Annotated in this window: 27 protein-coding genes and 5 tRNA genes; 24 read left to right on the top strand and 8 right to left on the bottom strand. The window is 39.3% G+C overall.

The genetic code is table 11. The annotated features are described in order from the left end of the window. Positions 1 to 4: 4 nt before the first annotated feature. The 6 genes from yabN (at position 5) to AEA09_RS02275 (ending at position 3,634) form a co-directional block, all read left to right on the top strand. Positions 5 to 1,465 (top strand): bifunctional methyltransferase/pyrophosphohydrolase YabN, encoded by a 1,461-nt coding sequence (yabN, locus tag AEA09_RS02300; protein WP_053582323.1) that lies wholly within the window; start codon positions 5 to 7, stop codon positions 1,463 to 1,465. A 4-nt stretch (positions 1,466 to 1,469) separates the two neighbouring features. Then, on the top strand, positions 1,470 to 1,760 hold the full coding sequence (locus AEA09_RS02295) for an RNA-binding S4 domain-containing protein (RefSeq protein WP_053582322.1): 291 nt from the start codon (positions 1,470 to 1,472) through the stop codon (positions 1,758 to 1,760). A gap of 102 nt (positions 1,761 to 1,862) precedes the next feature. After that, positions 1,863 to 2,162 (top strand): sporulation protein YabP, encoded by a 300-nt coding sequence (yabP, locus tag AEA09_RS02290; RefSeq protein ID WP_053582321.1) that lies wholly within the window; start codon positions 1,863 to 1,865, stop codon positions 2,160 to 2,162. Beyond that, positions 2,159 to 2,650 (top strand): spore cortex biosynthesis protein YabQ, encoded by a 492-nt coding sequence (yabQ, locus tag AEA09_RS02285; protein WP_053582320.1) that lies wholly within the window; start codon positions 2,159 to 2,161, stop codon positions 2,648 to 2,650. Before yabP ends, yabQ begins: the two co-directional genes overlap by 4 nt. 16 nt (positions 2,651 to 2,666) lie before the next feature. Further along, positions 2,667 to 3,071: an FtsB family cell division protein gene (locus tag AEA09_RS02280; protein ID WP_053582319.1), complete on the top strand. Its 405-nt coding sequence runs from the start codon at positions 2,667 to 2,669 to the stop codon at positions 3,069 to 3,071. A 134-nt stretch (positions 3,072 to 3,205) separates the two neighbouring features. Next, on the top strand, positions 3,206 to 3,634 hold the full coding sequence (locus tag AEA09_RS02275; RefSeq protein ID WP_053582318.1) for a S1 domain-containing RNA-binding protein: 429 nt from the start codon (positions 3,206 to 3,208) through the stop codon (positions 3,632 to 3,634). Positions 3,635 to 3,727: 93 nt separating this feature from the next. Here the strand turns inward: AEA09_RS02275 and AEA09_RS02270 are convergent, their stop codons facing one another. From AEA09_RS02270 to AEA09_RS02235, 8 genes are all read right to left on the bottom strand, one after another. Continuing rightward, on the bottom strand, positions 3,728 to 3,979 hold the full coding sequence (locus AEA09_RS02270) for a hypothetical protein (RefSeq protein ID WP_053582317.1): 252 nt from the start codon (positions 3,977 to 3,979) through the stop codon (positions 3,728 to 3,730). Between the two features lie 827 nt (positions 3,980 to 4,806). Beyond that, a complete protein-coding gene (locus AEA09_RS20420; RefSeq protein ID WP_281176690.1) occupies positions 4,807 to 4,929 on the bottom strand; it encodes a hypothetical protein in 123 nt (40 codons plus the stop codon). A 272-nt stretch (positions 4,930 to 5,201) separates the two neighbouring features. Further along, the gene (locus tag AEA09_RS02260; protein ID WP_053582315.1) at positions 5,202 to 5,489 is read right to left on the bottom strand and encodes a hypothetical protein; all 288 of its coding nucleotides are present in this window, start codon (positions 5,487 to 5,489) and stop codon (positions 5,202 to 5,204) included. A gap of 86 nt (positions 5,490 to 5,575) precedes the next feature. Next, positions 5,576 to 5,647: transfer RNA gene (locus AEA09_RS02255), tRNA-Glu, on the bottom strand. Positions 5,648 to 5,655: 8 nt separating this feature from the next. Further along, positions 5,656 to 5,728 (bottom strand) — tRNA-Met (locus tag AEA09_RS02250). 106 nt (positions 5,729 to 5,834) lie between these two features. Then, positions 5,835 to 5,906 (bottom strand) — tRNA-Glu (locus AEA09_RS02245). Positions 5,907 to 5,914: 8 nt separating this feature from the next. After that, a tRNA-Met gene (locus AEA09_RS02240) sits at positions 5,915 to 5,991 on the bottom strand. Positions 5,992 to 6,002: 11 nt separating this feature from the next. Beyond that, a tRNA-Gly gene (locus tag AEA09_RS02235) sits at positions 6,003 to 6,077 on the bottom strand. Between the two features lie 259 nt (positions 6,078 to 6,336). Here AEA09_RS02235 and AEA09_RS02230 point away from each other — a divergent pair. From AEA09_RS02230 to lysS, 18 genes are all read left to right on the top strand, one after another. Continuing rightward, positions 6,337 to 8,730 carry a SpoIIE family protein phosphatase gene (locus tag AEA09_RS02230; protein ID WP_053582314.1) on the top strand — a complete coding sequence of 798 codons (2,394 nt, stop codon included), beginning with the start codon at positions 6,337 to 6,339 and terminating at the stop codon, positions 8,728 to 8,730. Positions 8,731 to 8,766: 36 nt separating this feature from the next. Next, positions 8,767 to 10,173 carry a tRNA lysidine(34) synthetase TilS gene (tilS, locus tag AEA09_RS02225; protein ID WP_053582313.1) on the top strand — a complete coding sequence of 469 codons (1,407 nt, stop codon included), beginning with the start codon at positions 8,767 to 8,769 and terminating at the stop codon, positions 10,171 to 10,173. Between the two features lie 71 nt (positions 10,174 to 10,244). Continuing rightward, positions 10,245 to 10,787 carry a hypoxanthine phosphoribosyltransferase gene (gene hpt, locus AEA09_RS02220; RefSeq protein WP_053582312.1) on the top strand — a complete coding sequence of 181 codons (543 nt, stop codon included), beginning with the start codon at positions 10,245 to 10,247 and terminating at the stop codon, positions 10,785 to 10,787. A 134-nt stretch (positions 10,788 to 10,921) separates the two neighbouring features. Then, entirely contained in the window at positions 10,922 to 12,958 is a 2,037-nt protein-coding gene (ftsH, locus tag AEA09_RS02215) for an ATP-dependent zinc metalloprotease FtsH (RefSeq protein WP_053582311.1), read from the top strand. Positions 12,959 to 13,082: 124 nt separating this feature from the next. Further along, positions 13,083 to 13,916, top strand: a complete 834-nt coding sequence (locus tag AEA09_RS02210; RefSeq protein WP_053582310.1) for an aldo/keto reductase — start codon at positions 13,083 to 13,085, stop codon at positions 13,914 to 13,916. A gap of 346 nt (positions 13,917 to 14,262) precedes the next feature. Continuing rightward, positions 14,263 to 15,027, top strand: a complete 765-nt coding sequence (locus AEA09_RS02205) for a type III pantothenate kinase (protein WP_053582309.1) — start codon at positions 14,263 to 14,265, stop codon at positions 15,025 to 15,027. A gap of 21 nt (positions 15,028 to 15,048) precedes the next feature. After that, positions 15,049 to 15,930, top strand: a complete 882-nt coding sequence (gene hslO, locus AEA09_RS02200; protein WP_053582308.1) for an Hsp33 family molecular chaperone HslO — start codon at positions 15,049 to 15,051, stop codon at positions 15,928 to 15,930. Then, positions 15,914 to 16,876 (top strand): peptidyl-prolyl cis-trans isomerase, encoded by a 963-nt coding sequence (locus tag AEA09_RS02195; RefSeq protein WP_053582307.1) that lies wholly within the window; start codon positions 15,914 to 15,916, stop codon positions 16,874 to 16,876. The genes hslO and AEA09_RS02195 overlap by 17 nt, the downstream gene beginning before the upstream one ends. A gap of 159 nt (positions 16,877 to 17,035) precedes the next feature. Continuing rightward, a complete protein-coding gene (cysK, locus tag AEA09_RS02190) occupies positions 17,036 to 17,965 on the top strand; it encodes a cysteine synthase A (protein WP_053582306.1) in 930 nt (309 codons plus the stop codon). A gap of 159 nt (positions 17,966 to 18,124) precedes the next feature. Beyond that, positions 18,125 to 19,504, top strand: coding sequence for an aminodeoxychorismate synthase, component I (gene pabB, locus AEA09_RS02185; RefSeq protein ID WP_211263226.1), 1,380 nt, complete (start codon positions 18,125 to 18,127; stop codon positions 19,502 to 19,504). After that, positions 19,501 to 20,082, top strand: coding sequence for an aminodeoxychorismate/anthranilate synthase component II (gene pabA / locus AEA09_RS02180; protein WP_053582304.1), 582 nt, complete (start codon positions 19,501 to 19,503; stop codon positions 20,080 to 20,082). Before pabB ends, pabA begins: the two co-directional genes overlap by 4 nt. Further along, positions 20,083 to 20,919 carry an aminodeoxychorismate lyase gene (pabC, locus tag AEA09_RS02175; RefSeq protein ID WP_053582303.1) on the top strand — a complete coding sequence of 279 codons (837 nt, stop codon included), beginning with the start codon at positions 20,083 to 20,085 and terminating at the stop codon, positions 20,917 to 20,919. It begins immediately after the preceding gene. Between the two features lie 17 nt (positions 20,920 to 20,936). Next, complete coding sequence (gene folP, locus AEA09_RS02170; RefSeq protein ID WP_053582302.1) at positions 20,937 to 21,791, top strand: dihydropteroate synthase; 855 nt, start codon at positions 20,937 to 20,939, stop codon at positions 21,789 to 21,791. After that, positions 21,791 to 22,159: a dihydroneopterin aldolase gene (gene folB, locus AEA09_RS02165; protein ID WP_053582301.1), complete on the top strand. Its 369-nt coding sequence runs from the start codon at positions 21,791 to 21,793 to the stop codon at positions 22,157 to 22,159. The genes folP and folB overlap by 1 nt, the downstream gene beginning before the upstream one ends. After that, positions 22,156 to 22,680 carry a 2-amino-4-hydroxy-6-hydroxymethyldihydropteridine diphosphokinase gene (folK, locus tag AEA09_RS02160; RefSeq protein ID WP_053582300.1) on the top strand — a complete coding sequence of 175 codons (525 nt, stop codon included), beginning with the start codon at positions 22,156 to 22,158 and terminating at the stop codon, positions 22,678 to 22,680. The genes folB and folK overlap by 4 nt, the downstream gene beginning before the upstream one ends. After that, complete coding sequence (locus tag AEA09_RS02155; RefSeq protein ID WP_053582299.1) at positions 22,632 to 22,841, top strand: helix-turn-helix domain-containing protein; 210 nt, start codon at positions 22,632 to 22,634, stop codon at positions 22,839 to 22,841. Before folK ends, AEA09_RS02155 begins: the two co-directional genes overlap by 49 nt. A gap of 16 nt (positions 22,842 to 22,857) precedes the next feature. Further along, a complete protein-coding gene (gene dusB, locus AEA09_RS02150) occupies positions 22,858 to 23,898 on the top strand; it encodes a tRNA dihydrouridine synthase DusB (protein ID WP_053582298.1) in 1,041 nt (346 codons plus the stop codon). Between the two features lie 177 nt (positions 23,899 to 24,075). Then, on the top strand, positions 24,076 to 25,578 hold the full coding sequence (gene lysS / locus AEA09_RS02145) for a lysine--tRNA ligase (RefSeq protein ID WP_211263225.1): 1,503 nt from the start codon (positions 24,076 to 24,078) through the stop codon (positions 25,576 to 25,578). Positions 25,579 to 26,343: the final 765 nt, after the last annotated feature.

Raw genomic sequence — 26,343 nt, 5'->3', positions numbered from 1 at the left:
CATAGTGAATACATTAACAATAATTGGCCTTGGTGCTGGTGATTTCGACCAGTTACAAATGGGTGTATATAAAAAATTAAAAGCTTCAAAAAAATTATATGTTCGTACTGTGGATCACCCAGTACTAAACGAACTAGCAGCTGAAGGCTTACAGTTTGAAAGTTTTGATGCTGTATATGAAAAACACGGAACATTCCAACCTGTGTATGAGGAAATTGCGCATAAGCTTATCGAAGCAGCAGCTACTGAAAATGTGATGTACGCTGTTCCCGGGCATCCTTTAGTTGCGGAGCAAACGGTGCAACTACTTATCGCTGCTTCAGAAGCAGGGAAGATAAACTTAGTCATTGAAGGTGGACAAAGCTTTCTTGATCCAATTTTCGGTGCGTTAAAAATTGATCCAATCGAAGGGTTTCAATTGCTAGATGGAACAAGCTTTAATATGCATGATATAAATATGCGTCAGCACATTTTAATTGCACAAGTATACGATACATTTAGCGCTTCTGAGGTAAAACTTACGTTAATGGAAAAATACGATGATGAATATCCGGTGACGGTCGTAACAGCAGCGGGCTCGTCGCAAGAAAAAATAATAACAGTACCACTTTATGAGTTAGACCAAAGTGTAGAAGTAGATAATTTAACGACTATTTATGTACCGCCGGTGAAATCACAAGAAGAAGCGCTACGTGATTGGGCAACTTTCCGTCAAATTATCGCGACATTACGTGGCCCTAATGGCTGCCCTTGGGATCAAAAGCAAACACATGAGTCATTGAAAAAATATTTACTTGAGGAAGCGCACGAATATCTAGCTGCTGTTGATGCAGAAGATGATTTTGCAATGATTGAAGAGCTTGGTGATGTCTTATTACAAGTGTTCTTAAACGCACAAATTGGTGAGGATCAAGGCTACTTCACCTTAGAGGATGTTCTTGCGTCAATTAGTGAAAAAATGATCCGCCGCCATCCGCATGTATTTAGCGACGTCTCAGTAGAGGATGCAGACGAAGTTGTAGCAAACTGGGAAGCGATTAAAGCAGAGGAAAAAGGAACGATTGATAAGCCTTTATTAGTGGAAGAATATAGAGCGTCTTCTTCTTTACAAACTGCTTATAATTATCAAAAGCGTGCTGCCAAGGTAGGATTTGACTGGCCAGATGTTGCAGGCGCATGGGACAAGTTTGCAGAGGAATGGCAGGAATTCCGAGATGAGGTGACGAAAGGTTCTAATGAGTCGCGTCTCGATGAATTCGGCGATGTCCTATTTACACTTGTGAATCTAGCACGCTTCTATAAACTGTCACCAGAAGAGGCGATGCTACATGCCAACGAAAAATTTGCACGTCGTTTTGGCTATGTAGAAGAGAAAGTTAAGGCGAGCGGCAAGCCGTTTTCAGACTATACATTTGAACAATTAGATGCTTTCTGGGATGAAGCAAAGAAATTGGAGAAGGAGTAATACTATGCGATTAGATAAATTTTTAAAAGTTTCTCGATTAATTAAACGCCGTACATTGGCAAAAGAAGTAGCAGATCAAGGACGTATTACAATTAATGAAAAAGTAGCTAAAGCAAGTAGTGCAGTGAAAGTGGGAGACGAGCTAGCAATTCGTTTCGGGCAAAAAATTGTCACTGCACGTGTGGAAGAATTACGTGATACTGTGAAAAAAGAAGATGCTATAAAGATGTTTACGATTTTAAAGGAAGAACGTCTTGAAAAGATAGAACCTGCATTTATCGATGACGAAGATTAATTTTCTTTCCGATAAAAGTGTGTTGACTTTAAAAAGTTGTCATGCTTTTTAGGTTGTCCGCATAAAGTGAACAGAAGCTAGGACGACTAAAGGAGGAAGAAAATGACGCTACATCAAGAAAGTAATCGTTACACAATTCCATCTGGGGAACATATTCTGACGATTCGTAATCGTAAAAGAATGGACATGACTTCTGTAAAATCAATTGAACGTTTTGATCAAGAAGAGTTTTTTATTAAGACGTCCCAAGGGCATTTGTTAATTCGTGGTGAGTCACTGCATATCGTTCATTTAGATGTGGACAAGGGTTTACTAACGCTCGAAGGAACCGTAAAAACCTTGCAATATGATGAAGAGGAAAATGGCTTCTCGAAAGGTTTCCTTCATAAACTGTTTGGATGATTGTCAGCGAGCAATTTTTTCAGCTGCTGGTCATGATTACGAGCGGTGTTGCAGTCGGATTTATCATTGATAGTGTAAGACTAGTTGTATTTTCTACACCCAAACAATCACGCCTCCGAAAGTGGATGATGTTCGTAGAGTTACTAACATGGATCGCGCTCGGAGGCATGACGTATTATTTATTATTCTGGTTGAAAAATGGTGCATGGCGGGCTTATGACCCGCTAGCACAGATTTTAGGGATATTTTTATATCAACTATTTTTTCAGCGGGTTTTACGTTTCATTGCCCGTTTTTTGGTGAATATAATATGGAAGCCCATTTGGTTTATTGTACGATTAATAATCGCCATTATTCGACGTATTCTACAAATTATTATCTATATAGGGGCTCTTCTCGTAAGACCTTTTGTCAAAATTTATTCGTATTTGGTGTACACTTTTTCTAAAAAAATTCGATATATAAAGTATAATAAAAGACAGGAATAATTTCGGAGGTGCGGACATGACGAAACGTCATTCATCAAAAGATGACCGGCAAAACTACACAAAACTTGATAATGACTATGTCCGTAACGCTGATAAAGCTACGAATCATAAAGTTCAATCACGGAAACGTAAAATGCGCCGTATTGTCTTTTTTGCGGTCGTCCCAGTCATTGTTATCGGTATTCTTTTAAATGTACTTGCTCATCAAAAGGAGACATTAGTAGTAAACGAAAAGAAAAAAGCAGAGGTTGAACAGCAATTAACTGAGTTGAAAGAGCAACAAGAAATGTTAAATCTTCAAATTAAACAATTAGAAGATGACGAATACATCGCAAAGGTATTACGCAAAGAGTATTTCTTATCAGAGGAAGACGAGATTATTTTTGTTATCCCAGAAAAAGAAGATAAAAAAGACGACTGAAAAGCTACGTATTGTTGACACTCTTTTTTTGTTATATATAATGAAAAGAGAAACCTATTGTAACAAACAGTTTCATCAAATTGATTACATGGCCTAGAAAGGTCGCTTAATTTTTAAGGAGGAGCATTTTTTTTATGTCAATTGAAGTAGGCAGCAAGGTACAAGGTAAAGTAACAGGAATCACAAATTTTGGAGCATTCGTTGAGCTTCCAGATGGCAAAACAGGATTGGTGCATATTAGTGAAGTTGCTGACAATTATGTAAAAGACATTAACGAACATCTAAAAGTTGGAGATGTTGTAGAAGTAAAAGTGATGAATGTTGAAGCGGACGGAAAGATTGGTCTTTCAATCCGTAAAGCAAAGCCTCAAGCTGAGAGACCAGAGCGTCCGCAACGACCACGCCGTGATAATCGCTCAAATGATCGTAATGACCGTAATCAACCTAAAGAAAATTTTGAGCAAAAAATGGCACGTTTCTTAAAAGATAGCGATGAACGCCTTACAACGCTAAAACGCGCCACAGAATCAAAACGTGGTGGTCGTGGAGCTAGACGAGGGTAATTTGCTGACTGTTTTAATCGTAGAAAAAGTGTATTAAATAGAGGAAGGGATTAGATTTTGTTCACTACAAAATCTAATCCCTTTTTGTATATCTTATAATGTTGAGGTAGGTCGGTTTTTCTTTTTTTGTGTTGTTACTGATGCCTGCTCTACCAGTATTTCAGATGCCTTGTCTGAGGGATCTGAAATCATTTTTACAAGGAGTAAAACACCATAGACACTGATGGCGAGACCAACAAGAAGTAATAGTATTTGTATGTAAAATTGTAAATTAATTAGTATTGATACGAGAATGATCATGGAACCGCCCCCGCAGATTAAAGAAGCTTTTGTTAATTGACTCAAAGTGAAGGTACCTCCTATTAAAAACCTGTATATATTTTAAGTATGCCACAATCTCTATCAACAAACATACTAAAACATACATACTTGATGTTAATCACTAACGCAATTTTGGAAGTATACTAACTGTCTTTTTCTATTTGAAAACGGAAAGAGCACAAGATAACAGAAATTTTACGTAGAGTGTATTCTAATTGTTAGTAATTATTACTTAACACTTGAAGTAAAACCCTGTTTTTTTAAAAATATCATTAATGATACAAGTCTAATCCGCAAATACATGTTAAAAGAATGAGGGCCATGCTTTACGCTTAATATGGCGCTTACTAAAAAGTATGTCGTGTATCGATTTTGTGGATTTTTATTTTTGAGGTTGTTGGCTGAGGGGAATAAAAAAATAACAAAAAATCTTCTCAGTAGCTTAATTTATTTAAGGTTGAATTTCTTCAAATCAATGACTTTCGATGTCTAGTTCGTTAATTTTGTCCTTGAAAAATCGAAAAGGCTTATTTCGATTAAGTACATTTAATAGATGAAACATAATCGATTCTGGCTGATTGTTTGTAAAGTTAACCATGGCTTCATACATTTCAGGTAATGTAACGCTCGAAATCATTGCTAAATCCGCAGCTATTTTCGCATAATTCCAATTGATCTTAAGCTCACTAGTTAAACATATATGATATTTCATTATTACTAACGTATGAAAATACGTCAACAAATACATCTAGTGATTACAATATTTTCAAATCACTTAAGCGCACATAAAATTCACACATAATAATACATAAAAATGCCCGCAACCATCGATCGTGGCTACGGGCTCTTCGTTATTTTGTATAAGATAATACTGCATTTTTCTTAAAACGTAGAAGTGCTTGTGTTGCTTCACTTTTGTTTGTGTATTCAAAAATACGAACATCCTTTTGTTCAAATACTGTAATAACCCACATTGTAAAATCCCCCATCATTTTTGTAATATAACAACCACGTTAAATGTGATACTTATGTCAAACTGTTTTACAACAACTTCTTGCTTGAAACTTATTCTACTCCAATTTTTTCAAAAGAAAAGCACTATGTGAGGCATTTCACAAAGTGTTCAAATTCAAAACGCTTTCAGTGAACAAATTGTGAAAACATAGGATTTAGGTGTATAACATGTGGAAGTAAGACCGAAACAGCACAAAAAAAGAACCGAAAAGATTCGATTCAGAATTTATTCCTATATTCCTGCATTAAGCTTACTACAAAAAGATTCGATCCTGTCACGTTCTTTCGAAGGTAATGCCTCGTACTCTAATTTATGTTGTATTGAATTTTGTTCAAGCTCCACATAACTGATTTCTCTTGTTAAGACAGTTCCATTGATTTTAATAGATAGTTGGTATGCAATTGCAATATCTATAAAAGTAAAGGCCTGCTCTTCGTCATCAGTAAATGTTTGGAGGTCTATTTGTCCCTGGTAATAACAATCATTTACTTGCACTATGTAATATGTGATTGAGTCCATTATACGCCTCCCTAATTTTTATTTTTATACTTTATTGGGCGCAGAAAAGGCGTCTCAGAAATATTTCTGAGACGCCTTTTCTAAGATGACCCCTACGGGATTCGAACCCGTGTTACCGCCGTGAAAGGGCGGTGTCTTAACCGCTTGACCAAGGGGCCAAATTATATGGTGGCGGCCGAGGGGATCGAACCCCCGACCTTACGGGTATGAACCGTACGCTCTAGCCAGCTGAGCTAGGCNAATATGTGATTGAGTCCATTATACGCCTCCCTAATTTTTATTTTTATACTTTATTGGGCGCAGAAAAGGCGTCTCAGAAATATTTCTGAGACGCCTTTTCTAAGATGACCCCTACGGGATTCGAACCCGTGTTACCGCCGTGAAAGGGCGGTGTCTTAACCGCTTGACCAAGGGGCCAAATTATATGGTGGCGGCCGAGGGGATCGAACCCCCGACCTTACGGGTATGAACCGTACGCTCTAGCCAGCTGAGCTAGGCCGCCATGAAAAGTAATGGAGCGGAAGACGAGGTTCGAACTCGCGACCCCCACCTTGGCAAGGTGGTGTTCTACCACTGAACTACTTCCGCAATTAATTTTTAACGACAATTTACATAATACAAGCGATTGAAAAAAGTGTCAAGAGTATAAGTGAAAAAGTTCATAGAAACCAATTGAAAATAATAAGAATATATTATGTAAGTGAATTTCCGTAGTATTTAATGCAAATAATGGTATTTATGTATACGTATTCGTCGAAATATTTATATTTTTTTCCGCCATCGTCAGACAACCTTTCCATGAATATTTTTTTATAATTACAAAAACACGTAGAAAGGGGATGATGAAATGGCAAACGTTGAATGGTATGAAACAGCAAATTCGGCAGACCAGAAATTCGAAGCGAAAAAAATGAAATTGTTGATGAGTAGCCTCTTTTTTGTGACAGCCTTTTTTTTAGCACAGTCTGTTGTATTTGAAGCTGCAGTACCTTTCTCAGTACCTTTTTGGGCAATTGTTCGAAATAAGTATAAAAAATACGCAACGGTCGTATTCATAGGTAGCTTGATAGGCTGTTTTTTCCTCGGCTTTGGACAAGTTGTTATATTAGCGCTTCAAATCTTATTGTATGAGTGCTTTATACGTTTTCGATATTGGCATATGCCACAAAGTATTGCTGTTTTTTTAGCTGTACTCCTGGTGCAAATTATTTGGCAAGGTTTGGCATATCAAGGATTACCTCCAGTCCTTGTGCAGTTTTATATTGGATGTGAGGCTGCCTTGGCGTTAATCATGACATTATTTATGCAAGTTTTATTCGTCAAAACGTATGAATGGTTTACCGATCATTGGACGTATGAACGAATTGGATCAGGTCTTGTTATTTTTGCAGCGATGTTGACGGGAATGAATGCGGTCATCATCGGTTATTTTTCACTGCCTCTTTTTTTACTGCAAATTATTATTTGTTTTAGTGCATTTGTTGGTAGTGTTCCGTTAGCGACTGTAGTAGGGGTAGTTCTCGGTACATTGATTGGTGTCGCCAAGTTATCGTTTACAGGCATGCTGTCTGTTGCAACATTAACTGGATTGGGTGCTGGGATGGGTGCTCGTGCTGGGAAGATTGGCGTGGCGATTGGCGGTATCGTACCAAGTGTGTTTTTTTTATTTTACGATGCGACATTGCCGTTAGATAGCGTATATTTCACATCAATTGTTTGTGGTAGTATTATGTTTTTATTTATACCAAAAAGTCTTTCAAACACTGTTAAAGAAAAATTATTTCCTCAACGAGAAGAGATTTTATTGGCGCGTCAACACTGGCTAACAGAACATGTCACTCTGAAGCTAGAGCATTTTCAGCATTTTGTACAATTTATGAAAGAACTTGTATTTGATCGATTTATGACGGCCCCTGTGGCGTCAAAAGAAGAAATAGCGCCCATGAATACATGTTTAAGTTGTTTTCGCTATGATCGGTGTTGGGGTGCCTCAAATAACGGGATGGACAGACTTATGACTGAATGGTTTCATATAAAAGGTGTGGGTAAAGAATCTGCTATCCATCGGGTAGAGGAACAAATTCGAAATAAATGTGTGAAATCGGCGAAAATTTTTGAAGAGTTGGATGCTGAATTGTATAGAGAACGCATTAATGGTCAGTATTTTCATGGAAAAAAGATGATTGCCTTACAACTAAGAGATATGAGTAATCATTTAAGTCAACTGATTGCGGAGATGAAGGAAGAAACAATTTCCTTTGTCAGTGTAGAGAAGGAAATCATTCAACGTTTGAAAGATGCAAATATAGAATGTTTTCAGCTAGATGTGCTTAATAATAAAGCAGGGGCGAGAAAAATTGTTTGTGCGATGGCACCAGCACTTGTTGACTGGGAAAAGGATACGACAATAGCTGAGCGACTCATATTGCCAATTTTATATGAAATTTTTGATGAGCCTTTCGAAATTGAAAAAGTAATATCGTGTGATGTTCCATTTCGTCACATTCAAATCGGCTTTAGGTCTGCTATTAGTTTTGAAGTAGAGTATGATATATACAGTAGGTCAAAGGACGATACATTGTATTCTGGCGATTCTCATGCGTTGTTTCAGCTACATCCAGGGTTGTTTACAATTTTGCTGTCAGACGGTATGGGACAATCAAAAGAAGCACAGCATGAAAGTAGAAAGCTCATCCATTTAATGCGGGAATGTTTAAATTACAATATGAATCCTGAAACGGCCATGCATACGCTCCATTATGTCATGTCTTTAAAACAGCAAGATGATATGTATGCGACGCTCGATTTTGCCTTAGTCGATTTACAACATGGTGATCTTTGGTCATGGAAGGCTGGCGGTATGTCCACGTACATTTTACGCGGAAAAGAAGTGATTAAAGTTGAAAGTAATGCCGCGCCTGTTGGGTTTTTATCGATTTCGGCGGTGGAAGCGGAGAAAAGGAAGCTTAAAGCAGGAGATGTTATAATGATGCATTCAGATGGCTTATTTTCAAGCTCAGCAAATTGGGATGAGCAAGAAGAAGCATTTTTGTCCTATACGAAGCAAGTTGCTGGTACAAATATTTCGATTCAGGAAAAATTAACGACAATTATGCAATCCTTCCAACAGTATTACGAGGTGGAAGACGATTGTACAGTTTTGATGTTAGAGATTACGCACGTCGTCCCAACATGGGCTGTTTTTAGGCCAATGGAATATTCCATGAGTAAATCATCATAAGTCATAATATAATAACGAAAAGGGGAGGAGAAGCGTTTGTCATTTGAATTAAAAGTCAAACAATTTATAGAACAAGAGCAGTTAATACAGCAAGACGATCATCTTCTCATCGCCGTTTCGGGTGGTGTAGATTCGATGGCTCTTTTGCATTATTTCGTGAAGACGAAAACGCAGTGGGGAATTGAAATAGCCGCTGTACACGTTGATCATATGCTAAGAGGAGAGGCTTCGGCACAGGACAGAGCGTTTGTTCAACAATACTGCGATGAACATGGCGTTACTTTACATGCAAGAGCTATTCCTATTCCTGAAATCATTGCTGTTGAAAACGGAAATTCACAGCTTATTTGTCGGAGAGAACGCTATCGCTACTTTGAGGAAATAGTACAAAAAACGAATGCTACAAAGCTTGTAACTGCACATCATGCGGATGACCAACTGGAATCAGTATTAATGGCTTTAACAAAAAATGCAACAGTGAATGGTATGCAAGGTATTCGATCGCAGCGCATTTTTAACAAAAAATCATTAATTCGTCCGTTTCTAACGGTTACAAAATCTGAAATATGGGAATATTTACAGAAGCAAGGGCAAAATTACCGTGAAGATGCAAGTAATGAAAAGGATGCCTATATGCGTAATCGATTTAGACATCATGTTGTACCACTACTCAAAGCTGAAAATCCACGTGTAGCTGAACAAGTATGCCATTTTACAAAGCATTTACAAGAGGATGACGCTTTGCTCATGACGCTTGCACAAGACATATTTTCAAAGACGGTAACAAAAAATAGCGAAAATATGTATAGCTTGGAAATTAAGGCGATACAATTGGTACCACTTGCTTTACAAAGAAGGCTTGTTTTAATACTATTAAACTATCTTTACAAAGATTCTAGTACAATACAAAGTTATGCATTATTGACTTCCCTTTTAAAGCTTTGTGATACGACAGCTGGTAATGCTGAAGTTCATATGCCAGAGGGGTTTATAGCAGTTCGCCGTTATGGAAACTTGACGATTCAGAAGAACGTGTCAACACAATTGAATACTTTTACTGATAAGAAACTAATTTTATCTGCAAATGAGTGGACAACGCTGGCAAACGGTGTGCGTTTATACATAGCAGAATTACCGGAATTAGCGTCTGAATTGCTGACGGATACTGCACAACTTTTTTATTTTAACGCTAGCAAACTTACACTTCCTCTCTATGTTAGGGTACGTAAGGAAGGAGACCGAATGCTGTTAAAAGGAATGGATCAGTCAAAACGCTTATCCCGCCTTTTTATAGATGAAAAGATTCCTTTAAATGAGCGAAATAGCTGGCCGTTACTCGTTTCTCAAACTGATGAGGTAGTAGCGGTAATTGGTGTGCGTATGGGTGTTTATTTTTCAACAACTGCACGACCAAACGATGATACAGTGCTCATCGTAGACTAATGGTCTTTGTAAAATGTTTAACCTCTTACAGTAGGTTGAAAATTTTTGATACAACATGAGGAGGAATCGATATGTTACAAAATGACATCGAAAAAATTATGATTACTGAAGAACAACTGCAAGAAAGAATTGCAGAGTTGGGGGCACAGTTAACAGAGGAATATCAAGATTCATTCCCGTTAGCAGTGGGTGTACTTAAAGGTGCAATGCCATTTATGACAGACCTTATGAAACGTTTCGATTCTTTCATCGAGCTAGACTTTATGGATGTTTCAAGTTATGGTAATGCAACAGTTTCATCAGGCGAAGTGAAAATTTTAAAAGATTTAAATACCAGTGTTGAGGGACGTGATGTATTAATCATCGAGGACATCATTGATAGCGGATTAACATTAAGCTACCTAGTAGACCTGTTTAAATACCGTAAAGCAAAATCAATTAAAATTGTGACACTTTTAGACAAGCCATCAGGACGTAAAGTAAATTTAGCGGCTGATTATGTTGGTTTCAAAGTTCCAGATGGTTTCGTAGTTGGTTATGGTTTAGATTACGCGGAAAAATATCGTAATTTACCATACATCGGCATCTTAAAACCGAAAGTCTATTCTTTTTAAATAAGTAAATTTGTTTGGAGTTCGACAAAGAATCGACAAAACTAATTTTACTTAAGGCTTTTCGTTGTATGATGAAATCATGATATGTTAAGATTTTACTTATAATTTTTCTGTTTGTAATGAGGAGGCTGGAGATGAATCGAATATTTCGATATACCATATTTTATTTACTGATTTTCCTAGTGATTATCGGTATTTTTGGTACTTTCAACGGTGGCAATTCACCAACGAAAGAAATAACTTATCATGAGTTTGTGAGTGCTCTCGATAACAATGAAATAACAAGTGCAACAATTCAACCGGATAAAGCCGTGTACATCGTTGAAGGTACGATGAAAGGTTATGAAAAGGGTGAAACCTTTACAGTTAACATTCCACGAGATAACCAATCATTAATGGATCGTATTGATAAAGCTGCCAATGAAAATAGCAAAATAACGTATTTAACGGCACCAGAAACAAGTGGATGGATTCAATTCTTCACTGGAATTATTCCATTCATCATTATCATCTTCTTATTCTTCTTCCTGATGAGCCAGTCTCAAGGCGGCGGAAATAAAGTAATGAGTTTTGGTAAAAGTAAAGCTAAACTCTATGATGATCAAAAGAAAAAAGTGCGCTTTACAGATGTAGCGGGTGCTGACGAAGAGAAAGCGGAACTTGTAGAGGTTGTTGACTTCTTAAAGGATCACCGTAAATTCACTGAAATTGGTGCGCGTATTCCAAAAGGTATCCTACTTGTAGGTCCTCCAGGTACAGGTAAAACTTTACTTGCACGTGCAGTAGCTGGTGAGGCTGGCGTACCATTCTTCTCGATTTCAGGTTCTGACTTCGTAGAAATGTTCGTCGGTGTCGGTGCCTCACGTGTACGTGACTTATTCGAAAACGCAAAGAAAAACGCACCATGTATCATCTTCATTGATGAAATTGATGCGGTAGGTCGTCAACGTGGCGCAGGTCTTGGTGGCGGTCACGATGAGCGTGAACAAACATTAAACCAATTATTAGTTGAAATGGATGGGTTCGGTGCAAATGAAGGTATTATTATCATCGCTGCAACAAACCGCCCAGATATTTTAGATCCAGCTCTACTTCGTCCAGGTCGATTTGACCGTCAAATTACAGTTGGACGTCCAGATGTAAAAGGTCGTGAAGAAGTACTTAAAGTACATGCTCGCAACAAACCTTTAGCAGATCAGGTAGATTTAAAAGCGATTGCACAACGTACACCTGGCTTCTCAGGAGCCGATTTAGAAAATTTACTCAACGAGGCGGCTCTTGTAGCAGCACGTCGTGGTAAAAAGAAAATTGACATGTTCGATATTGACGAAGCAACAGACCGTGTTATCGCAGGTCCTGCAAAAACAAGTAAGGTTATTTCTAAAAAAGAACGCCTAATTGTGGCATACCATGAAGCAGGTCACGTTGTTGTTGGACTGACACTCGACCAAGCTGAAAAAGTGCATAAAGTAACAATTGTCCCACGTGGCCAAGCGGGCGGTTATGCGGTAATGCTTCCAAAAGAAGATCGTTACTTCATGACTAAACCAGAATTACTAGATAAAATTGCGGGCTTACTTGGTGGTCGTGTAGCAGAGGATATCGTTTTTGGCGAAGTATCAACTGGTGCACATAATGACTTCCAGCGTGCGACTAGTATTGCACGTTCAATGGTGACTGAATATGGTATGAGCGATAAACTTGGGCCAATGCAATTCGGTTCAAGCCAAGGTGGTAATGTCTTCTTAGGACGCGACATCAACTCAGACAAAAACTATTCAGAATCAATTGCATATGAAATCGATAAAGAAATGCAAGCTATGATTGTCGAGCAATATGAGCGTACAAAACAAATTCTTACTGAAAAACGAGAGCTTTTAAATTTAATTGCGACAACTTTACTTGACGTTGAAACATTAGATGCACAGCAAATTGAACATTTACGCGATCATGGTACATTACCAGAGCGTGTAGCTGAACCAGCAGTTATTGAAGAAAACAAAACAATTGGTTTAGCGAAAGATGCTGATACAGTCGTGGAAACAGCTGGAACTCCTTCACTTGAAAAAGAGGTAGTGGGTAAAAAAGCAGATCCAACAACTACAGATTTAGCAAAAGAAGGTAGTGTACAACAGGACACACCTCAAGGCATTAAAGAAAAACGCGATTAATCATGTGAAAGGCTGTTTACGAATTTTGTAAACAGCCTTTACTTTTGCATATTTTAGACTCGAAGCGTTAGGATATAGAGGATGCCTTGTGTATCTACATAATGTACTGATTGGAGTGTTGAACATGGGAAGCGTAACGTTGAATAATGGTCTTGAAATGCCGCTAGTTGGCTACGGTGTATTTCGCGTGCCGGATGGGGAAGATTTAGCTGAGGCTGTGAAAATGGCCATTGCGACAGGATATCGTAGTATTGACACGGCGCAAATATATCGGAATGAAGAAGGTGTCGGACGCGGAATTCGTGCAGCTATCGCGGAAGGCTTAGTGACACGTGAAGAATTATTTGTAACATCGAAAGTATGGAACGATGGCCTTTCCTATGAAGAGACTTTGGCTGCTTATGATAGTAGTTTAGAGAAACTTGGATTAGATTATTTAGATTTATATTTAATCCATTGGCCTGGCATAGATACAAATCATGTAGAGGCTTATAAAGCGCTTGAACAAATTTATCAAGACGGCCGAGTGCGTTCAATCGGCGTAAGTAATTTCCATGTACATCATTTAGAAAATCTACTGGCGCAAACGACAGTTGTACCGGCCGTTAACCAAATTGAGTTCCATCCACATTTAACGCAAGAGGAAGTACGTGCGTATTGTCGTGAGCATGGTATTCAAGTAGAGGCGTGGTCACCGCTTATGAATGGTGCTTTGCTCGAAGAAGAGCTAATCCAACAGCTTGCTGTTAAATACGATAAAACACCTGCACAAATCGTGTTGCGCTATGATGTGCAGCATAATGTTGTAACAATCCCTAAAACAATGACACCATCACGTATGAAGGAAAATCTAAGCATCTTTGATTTTGTGTTAACCGATGAGGAAATGGCGCAGCTTGATGCAATGAACGACGGGCTACGTTGTGGTCCGGACCCAGAAAAATTTAATTTCAAATAATATTCAAAGAGCTACCTAAAATAACTTTTAGGCTAGCTCTTTTTTGTAAGTAGGAATGTTATTTATCGCATAAAAATTATGGTATGATTTTCTAAAGTGTTTTATTTTATGTAGAGAATATTCAAATGCTGTCTGAATATAGTTAAAGCCTCCAGCGGGTGTCGTGTGTTTTAAGAGAAGTGGGATTTCAACTGAAGTATTTCGTGTGTATGCGAAAACAGCTAACTGACCTGTATTACGCAAGTCTAAGTACAATTCAAAATATAGACGCATTGTTTTTCTGTACGAAAGCGAAGCATCAGGTACAATTAAGCTGAGGCGTAAATGATTAGTAGAGGTGTCATCCATGATTTTAGTTTTAGATGCAGGAAATTCAAATATTGTTTTAGGTGTGTATGTGGAAGATAAACTTGCTTTTCATTGGCGAATGGTGACAGATCTTCATAAAACGGAAGATGAATATGCAATGCAAGTGCAAGCTTTTTTCAATCACGCAGGCATTTCATTTGAACATATTAATGGCATTATTATATCCTCTGTTGTACCACCAATTATGTTTTCACTCGAGGCAATGTGTCAAAAGTATTTTCATAAAAAACCACTTGTCGTTGGTCCAGGTGTAAAAACCGGCTTAAATATTAAGTATGAAAATCCTCGTGAGGTTGGCTCTGATCGTATTGTCAATGCCATTGCAGCACTTGATACTTACAAATCACCACTCATTATTGTGGATTTTGGGACAGCAACGACTTACTGTTACTTGAACGAAAAAGGTGACTATATGGGTGGAGCGATTGCGCCTGGCATCACAATTTCAACTGAAGCACTTTATACGCAAGCGGCCAGACTGCCACGTATTGAAATTACGCGTCCAAACAACGTCGTTGGCAAAACAACTGTTTCCGCGATGCAGGCAGGTATTTTTTATGGCTTTGTCGGGCAAGTGGAGGGCATTGTCAACCGTATGAAGGCGCAAAGTAAGGAAGAACCACTCGTTATTGCAACAGGTGGCTTAGCTAATTTAATTGCAGGAGAGACACAGGCAATCGATGTTGTTGATCCGTTTTTAACATTAAAAGGTTTATATAAGCTATATAAACGCAATCAATAAGAAATGAGGGATTTTTCGTATATGAAAGATTATTTAGTAAGAGGTTTAGGTTTTAATGGGCAAGTGCGTGTATTTGCGGCCTGTACAACAGCAACAGTTGGAGAAGCGCAAAAGCGACATAACACGTGGCCGGTTGTATCAGCAGCACTAGGTCGTTCGATGACAGCAGCTGTTATGATGGGTGCGATGCTTAAAGGTGAAGAAAAGATCACGATTAAAATTGAAGGCAACGGTCCAATTGGTCCAATGGTTATTGATAGCAATGCAAAAGGTGAAGTGCGTGGCTTTGTCACAAATCCACATGTACACTTTGATTTAAATGAACAAGGCAAGTTAGATGTACGTGCAGGTGTAGGTACGGAAGGAGCATTAACAGTCGTAAAAGATTTAGGCTTACGTGATATGTTCTCAGGTCAAACACCAATCGTTTCAGGTGAAATTGCAGAGGACTTCACATACTACTTTGCTACATCTGAACAGGTACCTTCATCAGTGGGATTAGGTGTATTAGTCAACCCAGACAATACGATATTAGCAGCGGGTGGCTTCATTCTACAATTAATGCCAGGGTGTGAAGAAGAAACAATTGATGCAATTGAACAACATTTAGCAAACTTAGAACCAGTGTCGAAAATGATTGAAAAAGGCTTTACACCAGAACAAATTTTAGAGGCCGTTTTAGGCGAAGGGCATGTCCAAATTTTAGATTCGATGCCGGTTGAATTTAAATGTCAATGTTCGAAAGAGCGATTTGGCGCAGCAATCATAGGATTAGGTGAACAAGAAATTCGAGAAATGGTTGAGGAAGATGGTAAAGCCGAAGCGCAATGTCATTTCTGTTTAGAGACATACCAATTCTCTAAAGAAGAATTAGAAGGTTTCATCGATGAGCTCAACGCGTAAACCAAGACACAATTCAACAACACCAAATCCAACGCCCTTATCGCAACGCCGTTTAAAAACAAAACCGGTTTTAGCAGTACTTGCTATTTTGTTATTAGGAAATGTTTTATGGTTTATAACTTGGTTAATCCCGAACAAAGGGGAAGAGGTTGGCAGCGACGAGCAAGTCGCTGTCATTGATGGTGATGTCATTACGCGCCAACAGTGGATGGTTGCGATGGAAGACCGTTATGGGAAAGAAACACTACAAAATTTAGTGAATGAGTCCGTGATGGAAAAATCGGCGGAAAAATTTAAAATTAAAGTAACTGATAAAGAAATTGATCTTGAGCTTGCTTTAATGCGCTCTGCTCAGGATAAAATTGATACGGCGATGCAAAATCTTTCAGACGAGCAATTGCGACAAACGCTTCGTTCACAGCTCATCTTAGATAAAGTGCTTACAAAAGACTTGGTCATTGAAGAAGCTAGTATTGAAAAGTATTATGAAGAGAATAAGGCCTTATACAATATCGAAACAAGCTATCGCACGAGTATTATCGAAGTCGACTCGAAAAAAGGTGCTGAAGAGGCATTAAGTGAATTGAAAAACAGCTCTGATTTTTCAGTGCTAGCACGTGAGATTTCTATTGATAGTGCATCCGCTAGCCTTGGTGGGGATATTGGTTTTATTACAGAAAAGCAGGGAAATGTAGATCCAGCGATTATGAAAGCGGCTAAAGGACTGTCAGCTGGTGAAGTAAGCAAGGTCATTAAGTTAGATAACGGTCATTTTGCGATTGTGCAAGTTCAAGAAGTTGCTAAAGGTCAATCCTTTACATATGACGATGTGAAAGAACATATAGAGCGTGAACTCGCGTTAGAGCAGTTACCGCAACACGTAACGCCTGAATCATTTTGGTCAGAATTTAAAGCGACTTGGTATTACGGGGAAGAAAAGAAATGATGTAAAGCTGGAAAGCGCTCGACTTTCTAGCTTTTTTCAACATATCATAAATATTCTGAAAATATAGCTTTTATTGATTGACAACTGACTGGAAAAATTGATAAAATACAAATTAAGTAAAACCTATAAAAATAGTAGGGATTGGGAGTGGAATGATTTATGAGTAAATTAGCAAACTCGGTGGCAGAATTAGTTGGTAAAACACCAATTGTAAAATTAAACAACGCAACAGGCGAAAATGAAGGTACTGTATATGTAAAATTAGAATACTTCAACCCAGGTAGTTCAGTGAAAGACCGTTTAGCTTTAGCAATGATTGAAGCGGCTGAAAAAGATGGTACATTAAAGCCAGGTGGTACAATTATTGAACCAACTTCAGGAAACACAGGTATCGGTCTTGCGATGATTGCTGCAGCAAAAGGCTATAATGCTATTTTAGTAATGCCAGAAACAATGAGTTTAGAGCGTCGCAATTTATTGCGTGCATACGGTGCGGATTTAGTATTAACTCCAGGACCAGGTGGAATGAAAGGTGCAATTGCAAAAGCAGAGGAATTATCTGCTGAGCATGGCTACTTCTTACCACAACAATTCACGAATGCAGCGAATGCAGAAGTTCACCGTTTAACGACAGGTCCTGAAATTGTAGAGGCATTCGAAGGCTTAAAATTAGACGCGTTTGTGGCTGGTGTTGGTACTGGTGGTACAATCACAGGTGCTGGTAGCGTATTGAAAGAGGCATTTCCAGGTATTGAAATCATTGCAGTTGAACCTAAGGATTCTCCAGTACTTGCAGGTGGTAACCCAGGGCCACATAAAATTCAAGGGATCGGTGCTGGTTTCATTCCAGCGGTATTAGATACAGAAATTTATGGCTCGATTTTCCCTGTAGAAAACGAAACTGCTTTCGAAGTAGCTCGTAAAGTAGCACGTGAAGAAGGGATTTTATGTGGTATTTCTTCAGGAGCAGCTATTCATGCGGCAATCGAAACGGCTAAACGTTTAGGTAAAGGTTCAAACGTTTTAGCGGTGGTTCCATCAAACGGAGAACGTTACCTATCTACACCGTTATATCAATTTGAAGACTAATTTTTCATTTTATACGGCGAGACTCTCATTACATGGGGGTCTCGCTTTTTTTTCGAAAATAATTAGCATCTCTGCATGGTTCACGTTAAGATGGAATCAAATAACATGATTCAAAGGAGATTTTTGCGGGTGAATACATTATCTACTACGACATTTACCATGAATGCAGACGCATTTTTTTATAGTTATAAGAAACAAACTGAGGATGAAAAGGCCCACGTATTTTTAGAAAGTGGGCGCGGTGGGTACTTTACGATTGCGGCGTGGAAACCTTTAGCAACAGCACAATCAATTGGGGACGGCTTGCAGGTAACATGGCGAGACGGAAAAAGTGAAATTTTTCACGGTGAGCCTCTCGCTTTGCTCGAGGACTTAGTAAAAAAATACGAAATACCTTACAACGCTGCTTTACCTGTTTTTCAGGGAGGGGCGGTCGGTTTCGTGTCATACGATTACGCGCGCAAAATTGAAGTGCTACCAGAACTTGCGGTAGATGATTTAGCTGTACCAGATGTTTATTTTTATCTTTTTGACTGTTGGGCGGTGCATGATGTGCATACAAATTGTGTGACACTCATGAAGTTACCGGGATGTGATACAGATTTAGAAGAGCTCTCTGACGCATGGCAAGCAGCAGCAAAAGAGGGCTTAGATGCACGCAAATTTGAAAAGACAGGTGCAGTGGAAGTGTTGAACGATGAAAATGAGCTTCATGTGTCGTTTGCAAGTACAGATTTCGAAACAGCTGTGCGTAAAATTCAAACGTATATTGCGCAAGGTGATGTGTTCCAGGTGAATTTGTCTGTACGCCAATCGAAAAAATTGAACGCAACTGCAATGGATGTCTATGAGGCGTTACGTGCGTTTAATCCATCGCCGTATATGGCATATATTGAGGCGCCCGACTTTGCGGTGGTATCTGGTTCACCAGAGCTTTTAGTGAAGCGCCAAGGCAATGACTTATCGACAAGACCAATTGCGGGTACACGCCCTCGTGGTAAATCAGAAGAGGAAGATTTAGCACTCGCACAAGAATTAATTGACAACGAAAAAGAACGAGCCGAGCATGTGATGCTCGTCGATTTAGAACGTAATGATCTAGGGCGAGTATCGGCATATGGCACTGTTGAAGTCGATGAATTTATGGTCATTGAGCGCTATTCGCATGTGATGCATATTGTTTCGAATGTGCGCGGCGAAATTGCTGAGGGGAAAACGAATGCAGATGTTGTGCGAGCGATGTTCCCAGGAGGTACGATAACGGGGGCACCGAAAATTCGCACGATGGAAATTATTGAGCAGCTAGAGCCGGTTCGTAGAGGTTTATATACAGGGTCGATCGGCTGGATGGGCTATACCGGCGATATGGAATTTAATATTGTCATTCGAACGGCGTTTGTCAAAGATGGTGTGGCACATATTCAAGCTGGGGCAGGTATTGTCATTGATTCCATTCCGGAGAAGGAATATCAGGAGTCTCTCAATAAGGCGAAAGCAATGTGGCAAGCGAAAGCAATGGCGGAGGAGCGTTCAAAATGATTTTAATGATTGATAACTATGATTCTTTTACGTATAACCTTGTACAGTATTTCGGTGAATTTAGGCATGAACTCATTGTGAAGCGAAATGATGCGCTGACTGTTAAGGATATTGAACAACTTTCGCCTGATATGATTGTGATTTCACCAGGGCCGTGTAGTCCAAATGAGGCGGGTGAGAGTTTAAACATTATTAAATATTTCGCGGGAAATATTCCTATTTTAGGCGTGTGTCTTGGACACCAAGCCATTGCACAAGTATTCGGTGGCAATGTTATTCGCGCAGAACGTTTAATGCACGGTAAAACTTCACCAGTCATTCATGCAGAGATTGGCCTGCATGCGGAAATGCCAAATCCATTTCAAGCAACACGCTATCACTCACTTATCGTTGAGAAAGAGACTTTACCCGAATGTTTCGATGTGACAGCGTGGACAGCAGAGGGTGAAATTATGGGCATTCGCCATAAAGATTATGCAATTGAAGGTGTACAGTATCATCCTGAATCGATCATGACAGAGGAAGGTAAAAAGCTACTGCATCACTTTATCGAATTGTACGTAGAGGGGGCGATGTAAATGCAATGCTGGATGAACGGCGAGTATGTAGCAGCATCGGATTTACGTATTTCGCCCTTTGATCATGGCTTTTTATACGGACTTGGTTTTTTTGAGACGTTTCGTACGTATGAGGGAAAGGTACTGTTTTTTGAGGCGCATATGGAAAGATTACTAGCTGCGCTCACGCAGTATCGTATTCATATGCCTTATACAGCAGGTGAGCTAATAGCGGTTATTGAACATCTGAATGAGCAGGCTGGAGGACACGATGGTTATTTTCGCTTAAATGTGTCGGCCGGCGAGCATGGAATTGGCTTGCAACCGACTGAATACACGAAGCCAAATGTTATACTATTTCGCAAAGAACTACATGTGATACCGAATGGACAGGAAAAAACAGCGCAGTGGCTAGAAACACCGAGAAATTCACCGGAGCATGGCGTTCGTGTAAAATCTCATCATTACGGAAATAACGTGCTTGGCCGTTTTGAAATGCCCTCTTTAGCAACGCAGGAAGGCTTCTTTTTAACAGAAGCAGGATATGTGGCGGAAGGCGTAACGTCAAATGTTTTTTGGGTGAAAAATGATATACTATATACGCCTTCTTTGGAGACAGGTATTTTACCCGGTATTACGCGAGAATGGGTTATACAAAAGGCAAATCAAATTGGCATTCAAGTAGAAGAGGGCTTGTTTACTCAAAGTGATGTTGAGCAGGCATCGGAATGTTTTATTACAAACTCGGTGCAAGAGCTTGTACCGATTAGTCAGCTTGGAGATATTCAACTACTTGGAAACAAAGGTCTTATTTATGCGCGTTTACACGAAGCATATGTTGAAGAAATAAAGCAGTGATATAAGGAGCGTTATTAATGCTAGAAAAATATACAACGCCGTTAACTCTAAACGGTATAGCTTTGGATTTTACGAAGGAAACATTTATTATGGGTATTTTAAACGTCACGCCGGACTCATTTTCGGATGGTGGCAAATACTATCGTGTTGAAGCGGCTGTCGCGCAGGCGAAAAAGATGGTGGCAGAAGGTGCGAAAATTATTGATGTTGGCGGCGAGTCCACACGTCCTGGCTACGAACGCATTTCCGATGAAGAGGAGATTGCGCGTATCGTGCCTGTTATAGAAGCATTACTGGCTGAAGTACCAGCTGTGATTTCGGTTGATACTTATAAAGCTAGTGTGGCGCGCGCGGCGATTGAAGCTGGTGCACATATTATTAATGATATTTGGGGCGCAAAAAGTGAGCCTGAAATTGCGCAAGTAGCGGCAGATTTAAACGTACCGATTATTTTAATGCATAACCGAAAAAACACAGAGTACGGTGCTGATTTTTGGGTTACTGCAAAAGCAGACTTAGAAGAAAGTATTTCAATTGCCCATAAGGCTGGTGTACCAGATACGCATATTATTTTAGATCCAGGCATTGGTTTTGCAAAAACAACAGCGCAAAACATTACAATGATGCAGCATTTAGAGGATTTAGTGGCAATGGGCTATCCTGTGCTCTTGGCAACTTCTCGTAAATCAATGATTGGCAATGTCTTAAAGCTTCCAGTAGAAGAACGTTTAGAAGGTACTAGTGCAACTGTTGTTTATGGCATTGAAAGAGGTTGTCATATGATTCGTGTACATGACGTGAAGGAAATGGCTCGTGCAAGCTATATGGCTGACGTATTAGTCGGCAAACGTACATATGAGGAGGAAGCCTAGTGGATTATATTCATTTAAAAGATATGCAGTTTTACGGTTATCATGGTGTATTAGCAGCGGAAACAACGCTGGGTCAACGATTTCGTGCCAATGTTTCGCTTGCAGTCGATATGCAGGAAGCTGGTGAAACAGATGACTTAGCCTACACTGTGAACTACGCAGAAGTGTACGCGTTATGTCGTGACATCGTAGAAGGTGAACCGTTTAAGCTCATCGAGGCACTTGTATCAAAAGTGGCGAATAGCATTTTAACGGCTTATCCCGATAAAGTGAAAGGTGTTCGCGTGGAACTCATTAAACCAGATCCGCCGATTCATGGTTATTACAAAGAGGTATCTGTCGAAGTAACGCGAGGCATATTCCAATGAATGATGTGTATTTATCAATCGGTACCAATATCGGCAAGCGCTATGAAAACCTACAGCATGCCGTTCAACTATTAATGGACACAGATGGCGTTGAGGTAGTACGCATTTCCTCTGTCTATGAAACAGCCGCAGTGGGCTTCACAGATCAAGCTGATTTTTTAAATATTGCTGTCTATGTACAAACGATACATTCATCCTCAGAGATGTTGGGAGTTTGCCAGTCGATTGAAAATGAATTGGGACGTGTACGTGAATTTCGTTGGGGTCCTCGAATCATTGACCTTGACATTTTACTCTACAATCAAGAAAATATTGAAACAGAGAGCTTAATTGTTCCGCATCTAAGAATGTTTGAACGAGCTTTCGTGTTAGTACCGCTGATTGACATTACGCCTACAATAGAGAATGAGCAATTGCAACTGGCACATGGAACGCTGGAACGGTTGGATTGTGAGAAGGAAGGCGTAACATTATGGAAAACGATCGATGGGGTAGACGAATTCGTGCGTTCCGAAAATTAAAACGCATGCAACAAGTTGAATTTTCTAGAAAAATAGGCATTTCAACGACTACCTTAAGTAAAATCGAGCGTGGAGAAAGAATACCATCAGTGGAATTGTTGATGATAATTGCACAAGCATTAGCGATAGATATTCAGGAGTTAAAGGGCAATGGCCCATAAGTAGGAGGAAACAACGTTGAATCAAACAACTGAGAAGCCGTTCCAAATTGGTGATATTGTCATGGATAACCGTGTCGTATTAGCACCAATGGCTGGCATTTGTAACTCTGCTTTCCGTCTAACGGTCAAGGAGTTCGGAGTAGGGCTTGTTTATGCTGAAATGATTAGTGATAAAGGAATTGTCCAAAAAAACGAAAAAACATTAGGTATGTTATATATCGATGAACGTGAAAATCCCTTATCATTACAAATTTTCGGTGGCGATAAAGATACGTTGGTACAAGCAGCTAAATATGTAGATGAAAATACGACTGCAGACATTATTGATATTAATATGGGATGTCCTGTCAATAAAATCATTAAATGCGAAGCAGGCGCACGTTTATTACTTGATCCGAACAAATTATACGACATGGTAGCGGCAGTAGTCGATGCAGTGAAAAAACCAGTCAGCGTAAAAATGCGAATCGGCTGGGATGATGAACACATATTTGCTGTTGAAAACGCACAAGCGGCAGAACGTGCTGGTGCATCAGCGGTAGCCGTTCATGGTCGTACACGTGTACAAATGTATGAAGGTAAAGCAAACTGGGATATTATTCGTCAAGTAAAAGAGAATGTCAATATTCCGATACTGGGTAATGGTGATGTCGAAACACCACAAGATGCAAAACGCATGCTTGAAACAACAGGCGTAGATGCTGTCATGATTGGCCGTGCAGCACTGGGTAACCCATGGATGATGTATCGCACCGTGCAATATTTAGAAACAGGTATTTTACATGAAGAACCAGGCGTACGTGAAAAAATCGACGTATGTTTACTTCATTTTGAACGTTTAATGCAGTTAAAAGGTGAAGGAGTAGCGGTTCGCGAAATGCGTAAGCACGCTTCTTGGTATTTAAAAGGAATTCGTGGTAACGGTAAAGCGCGTAATGCCATTAACCAAACAGAAACGGCAGCAGAACTGCGTGCATTATTAAATGCATTGGCAGATGAGTATGAGGAACATGAAGCAACATATTTTGCGCAAGCGTCAAATGAAATCATTTTATAATTTACAGAGGCCCTTTTTAGCGTAATGCTATAAAGGGATTCTTTTTGCGCGCAATAACTTTTAGAATAATTAGTTATTTACGTTCGTATGGAAATTAAAACGAAACAGATGAATACAGCTTTGAAATTGTGTACAATAGAAATATTATGGACGTAAACGCGGACAATTTAATGAGGAGTGAAACAAGTGTCAAACATTGAAGAATTAAATGATCAGCTTTTGGTGAGACGCCAAAAAATGTCGACTATCCGTGAAAACGGTCAAGATCCATTTGGTAGCCGTTTTGAACGAACACATCTATCTACAGAAGTACGCGAACAATTTAACGATCAATCAAAAGAACAACTAGAAGAAAACCTACAAGAAGTTATAATTGCAGGTCGAATTATGACAAAACGCGGAAAAGGTAAAGCTGGCTTTGCGCATATTCAAGATTTAGGTGGCCAAATTCAAATTTACGTACGTCAAGATCATATTGGCGATGAATCTTATGAATTATTCAAGCAAGCTGACTTAGGTGATATCGTAGGGATTCGTGGTAACGTATTCCGAACACAAGTAGGTGAACTTTCAGTAAAAGCTGAAGAGTTTACGTTCCTAACAAAAGCACTACGTCCGATGCCAGAGAAATTCCATGGTTTACAAGATGTAGAGCAACGCTACCGTCAACGCTATTTAGATTTAATGACGAATGAAGATAGTAAGGCGACATTTATCACGCGTTCTAAAATTATCCGTGCTATCCGTAATTACCTTGATAACATAGGTTACTTAGAAGTAGAAACACCGATGCTTCATACAATTGCAGGTGGTGCTGCGGCTCGTCCGTTCATTACACACCACAACGCACTTGATATGGAATTATATATGCGCATTGCCATCGAGCTTCACTTAAAACGTTTAATCGTTGGTGGGCTTGAGAAAGTATACGAAATCGGTCGTGTATTCCGTAACGAAGGGATTTCGACACGCCATAATCCTGAATTCACAATGATCGAATTGTATGAAGCATATGCGGATTACAAAGATATCATGTCTTTAACAGAAAATTTAATTGCACATGTTGCACAAGAAGTACTAGGCACAACAACAGTTCAGTACGGCGAAGACGAAATCAATCTAGCGGTAGGCTGGAAACGTATCCACATGGTAGATGCAGTTAAAGAAGCAACGGGTGTAGACTTCTGGCAGCCAATGACTAAAGAGCAAGCGCAAGCATTGGCAAAAGAGCACGGCGTAGAAGTAAAACCAACACATGAAGTAGGCCATATTATTAATGAATTCTTTGAACAAAAAATTGAAGAAACGTTAGTTCAACCTACATTTGTTTATGGTCATCCGGTAGAAATCTCTCCGCTAGCGAAGAAAAACCCTGAAGACGAGCGTTTCACAGACCGTTTTGAGTTATTTATTGTTCGTCGTGAGCATGCGAATGCTTTCACAGAACTAAATGACCCAATCGACCAACGCGAGCGCTTCGTAGCACAGTTAGCCGAAAAAGAAGCGGGTAACGATGAAGCGCACGAAATGGATAATGATTTCGTAGAAGCACTAGAATATGGTATGCCTCCAACGGGTGGTCTAGGTATTGGTATTGACCGTTTAATTATGCTCCTTACAAATTCACCATCGATCCGCGATGTATTATTATTCCCAACTATGCGTCATACTACAAAATAGTTATATAGAAGGAGACTCTTAACAAAGGAGTCTCCTTTGATTTTTGATCAGATTTAAATTAATTAGAAGTTATAATAGGTGAAACTTATAAAGATACGGAATAATGAGTGGTAGGTTAAATTACCTGCTCAGAAAAACACTAAATATCACGGCAACGTCATTTTGATAAAAATATGTTATCTTTCTTTAAAAAAGTACTTGCGCAAAGTACAAGAACGTGATAAATTATTAATTGTCCTTAACAAGACGTGAAAAACATAAAGCTTTTAAATTGAATCCAAAAATTAGTTGTTGACAAAAACAACTGAGAAGGGTAAAGTTAAAAAGTTGCTTATCTCGAAAAAACATTTTTAAAAAACATGTTGACAACGAGTATGAGGAAATGTTATTATATGAAAGTTGCTGAAATAAAGCGACAACATGAACCTTGAAAACTGAACATGCAAAACGTAATCAATAACGTTTTTAGTAGCTAACTTCGTTAGTGAACAAAACACAATTAATAAATAGATATCAACTTTTAGTTGATACGCTAGCAAAGCTAATGAGCTTTCAAACTACTTTTATGGAGAGTTTGATCCTGGCTCAGGACGAACGCTGGCGGCGTGCCTAATACATGCAAGTCGAGCGAATTGATGAAGAAGCTTGCTTCTTCTGATGTTAGCGGCGGACGGGTGAGTAACACGTGGGCAACCTACCTTATAGTTTGGGATAACTCCGGGAAACCGGGGCTAATACCGAATAATCTATTTCCTCTCATGGGGA

The sequence above is a fragment of the Lysinibacillus contaminans genome (assembly GCF_001278945.1).
GTDB lineage: Bacteria > Bacillota > Bacilli > Bacillales_A > Planococcaceae > Lysinibacillus > Lysinibacillus contaminans.
Note: the sequence above shows the minus strand (reverse complement) of the source record. Positions and strands in the feature narration are given on the sequence as shown.

What these genes read in the sequence shown, in the direction of transcription:
- AEA09_RS02295 (WP_053582322.1), top strand. Translation starts at nt 1,470, where the DNA reads ATGCGATTAGATAAATTTTTAAAAGTTTCTCGATTAATTAAACGCCGT.
- yabP (WP_053582321.1), top strand. Translation starts at nt 1,863, where the DNA reads ATGACGCTACATCAAGAAAGTAATCGTTACACAATTCCATCTGGGGAA.
- yabQ (WP_053582320.1), top strand. Translation starts at nt 2,159, where the DNA reads ATGATTGTCAGCGAGCAATTTTTTCAGCTGCTGGTCATGATTACGAGC.
- AEA09_RS02280 (WP_053582319.1), top strand. Translation starts at nt 2,667, where the DNA reads ATGACGAAACGTCATTCATCAAAAGATGACCGGCAAAACTACACAAAA.
- AEA09_RS02275 (WP_053582318.1), top strand. Translation starts at nt 3,206, where the DNA reads ATGTCAATTGAAGTAGGCAGCAAGGTACAAGGTAAAGTAACAGGAATC.
- AEA09_RS20420 (WP_281176690.1), bottom strand. Translation starts at nt 4,929, where the DNA reads ATGTGGGTTATTACAGTATTTGAACAAAAGGATGTTCGTATTTTTGAA.
- AEA09_RS02260 (WP_053582315.1), bottom strand. Translation starts at nt 5,489, where the DNA reads ATGGACTCAATCACATATTACATAGTGCAAGTAAATGATTGTTATTAC.
- AEA09_RS02230 (WP_053582314.1), top strand. Translation starts at nt 6,337, where the DNA reads ATGGCAAACGTTGAATGGTATGAAACAGCAAATTCGGCAGACCAGAAA.
- hpt (WP_053582312.1), top strand. Translation starts at nt 10,245, where the DNA reads ATGTTACAAAATGACATCGAAAAAATTATGATTACTGAAGAACAACTG.
- ftsH (WP_053582311.1), top strand. Translation starts at nt 10,922, where the DNA reads ATGAATCGAATATTTCGATATACCATATTTTATTTACTGATTTTCCTA.
- AEA09_RS02210 (WP_053582310.1), top strand. Translation starts at nt 13,083, where the DNA reads ATGGGAAGCGTAACGTTGAATAATGGTCTTGAAATGCCGCTAGTTGGC.
- AEA09_RS02205 (WP_053582309.1), top strand. Translation starts at nt 14,263, where the DNA reads ATGATTTTAGTTTTAGATGCAGGAAATTCAAATATTGTTTTAGGTGTG.
- hslO (WP_053582308.1), top strand. Translation starts at nt 15,049, where the DNA reads ATGAAAGATTATTTAGTAAGAGGTTTAGGTTTTAATGGGCAAGTGCGT.
- AEA09_RS02195 (WP_053582307.1), top strand. Translation starts at nt 15,914, where the DNA reads ATGAGCTCAACGCGTAAACCAAGACACAATTCAACAACACCAAATCCA.
- cysK (WP_053582306.1), top strand. Translation starts at nt 17,036, where the DNA reads ATGAGTAAATTAGCAAACTCGGTGGCAGAATTAGTTGGTAAAACACCA.
- pabB (WP_211263226.1), top strand. Translation starts at nt 18,125, where the DNA reads ATGAATGCAGACGCATTTTTTTATAGTTATAAGAAACAAACTGAGGAT.
- pabA (WP_053582304.1), top strand. Translation starts at nt 19,501, where the DNA reads ATGATTTTAATGATTGATAACTATGATTCTTTTACGTATAACCTTGTA.
- pabC (WP_053582303.1), top strand. Translation starts at nt 20,083, where the DNA reads ATGCAATGCTGGATGAACGGCGAGTATGTAGCAGCATCGGATTTACGT.
- folP (WP_053582302.1), top strand. Translation starts at nt 20,937, where the DNA reads ATGCTAGAAAAATATACAACGCCGTTAACTCTAAACGGTATAGCTTTG.
- folK (WP_053582300.1), top strand. Translation starts at nt 22,156, where the DNA reads ATGAATGATGTGTATTTATCAATCGGTACCAATATCGGCAAGCGCTAT.
- AEA09_RS02155 (WP_053582299.1), top strand. Translation starts at nt 22,632, where the DNA reads ATGGAAAACGATCGATGGGGTAGACGAATTCGTGCGTTCCGAAAATTA.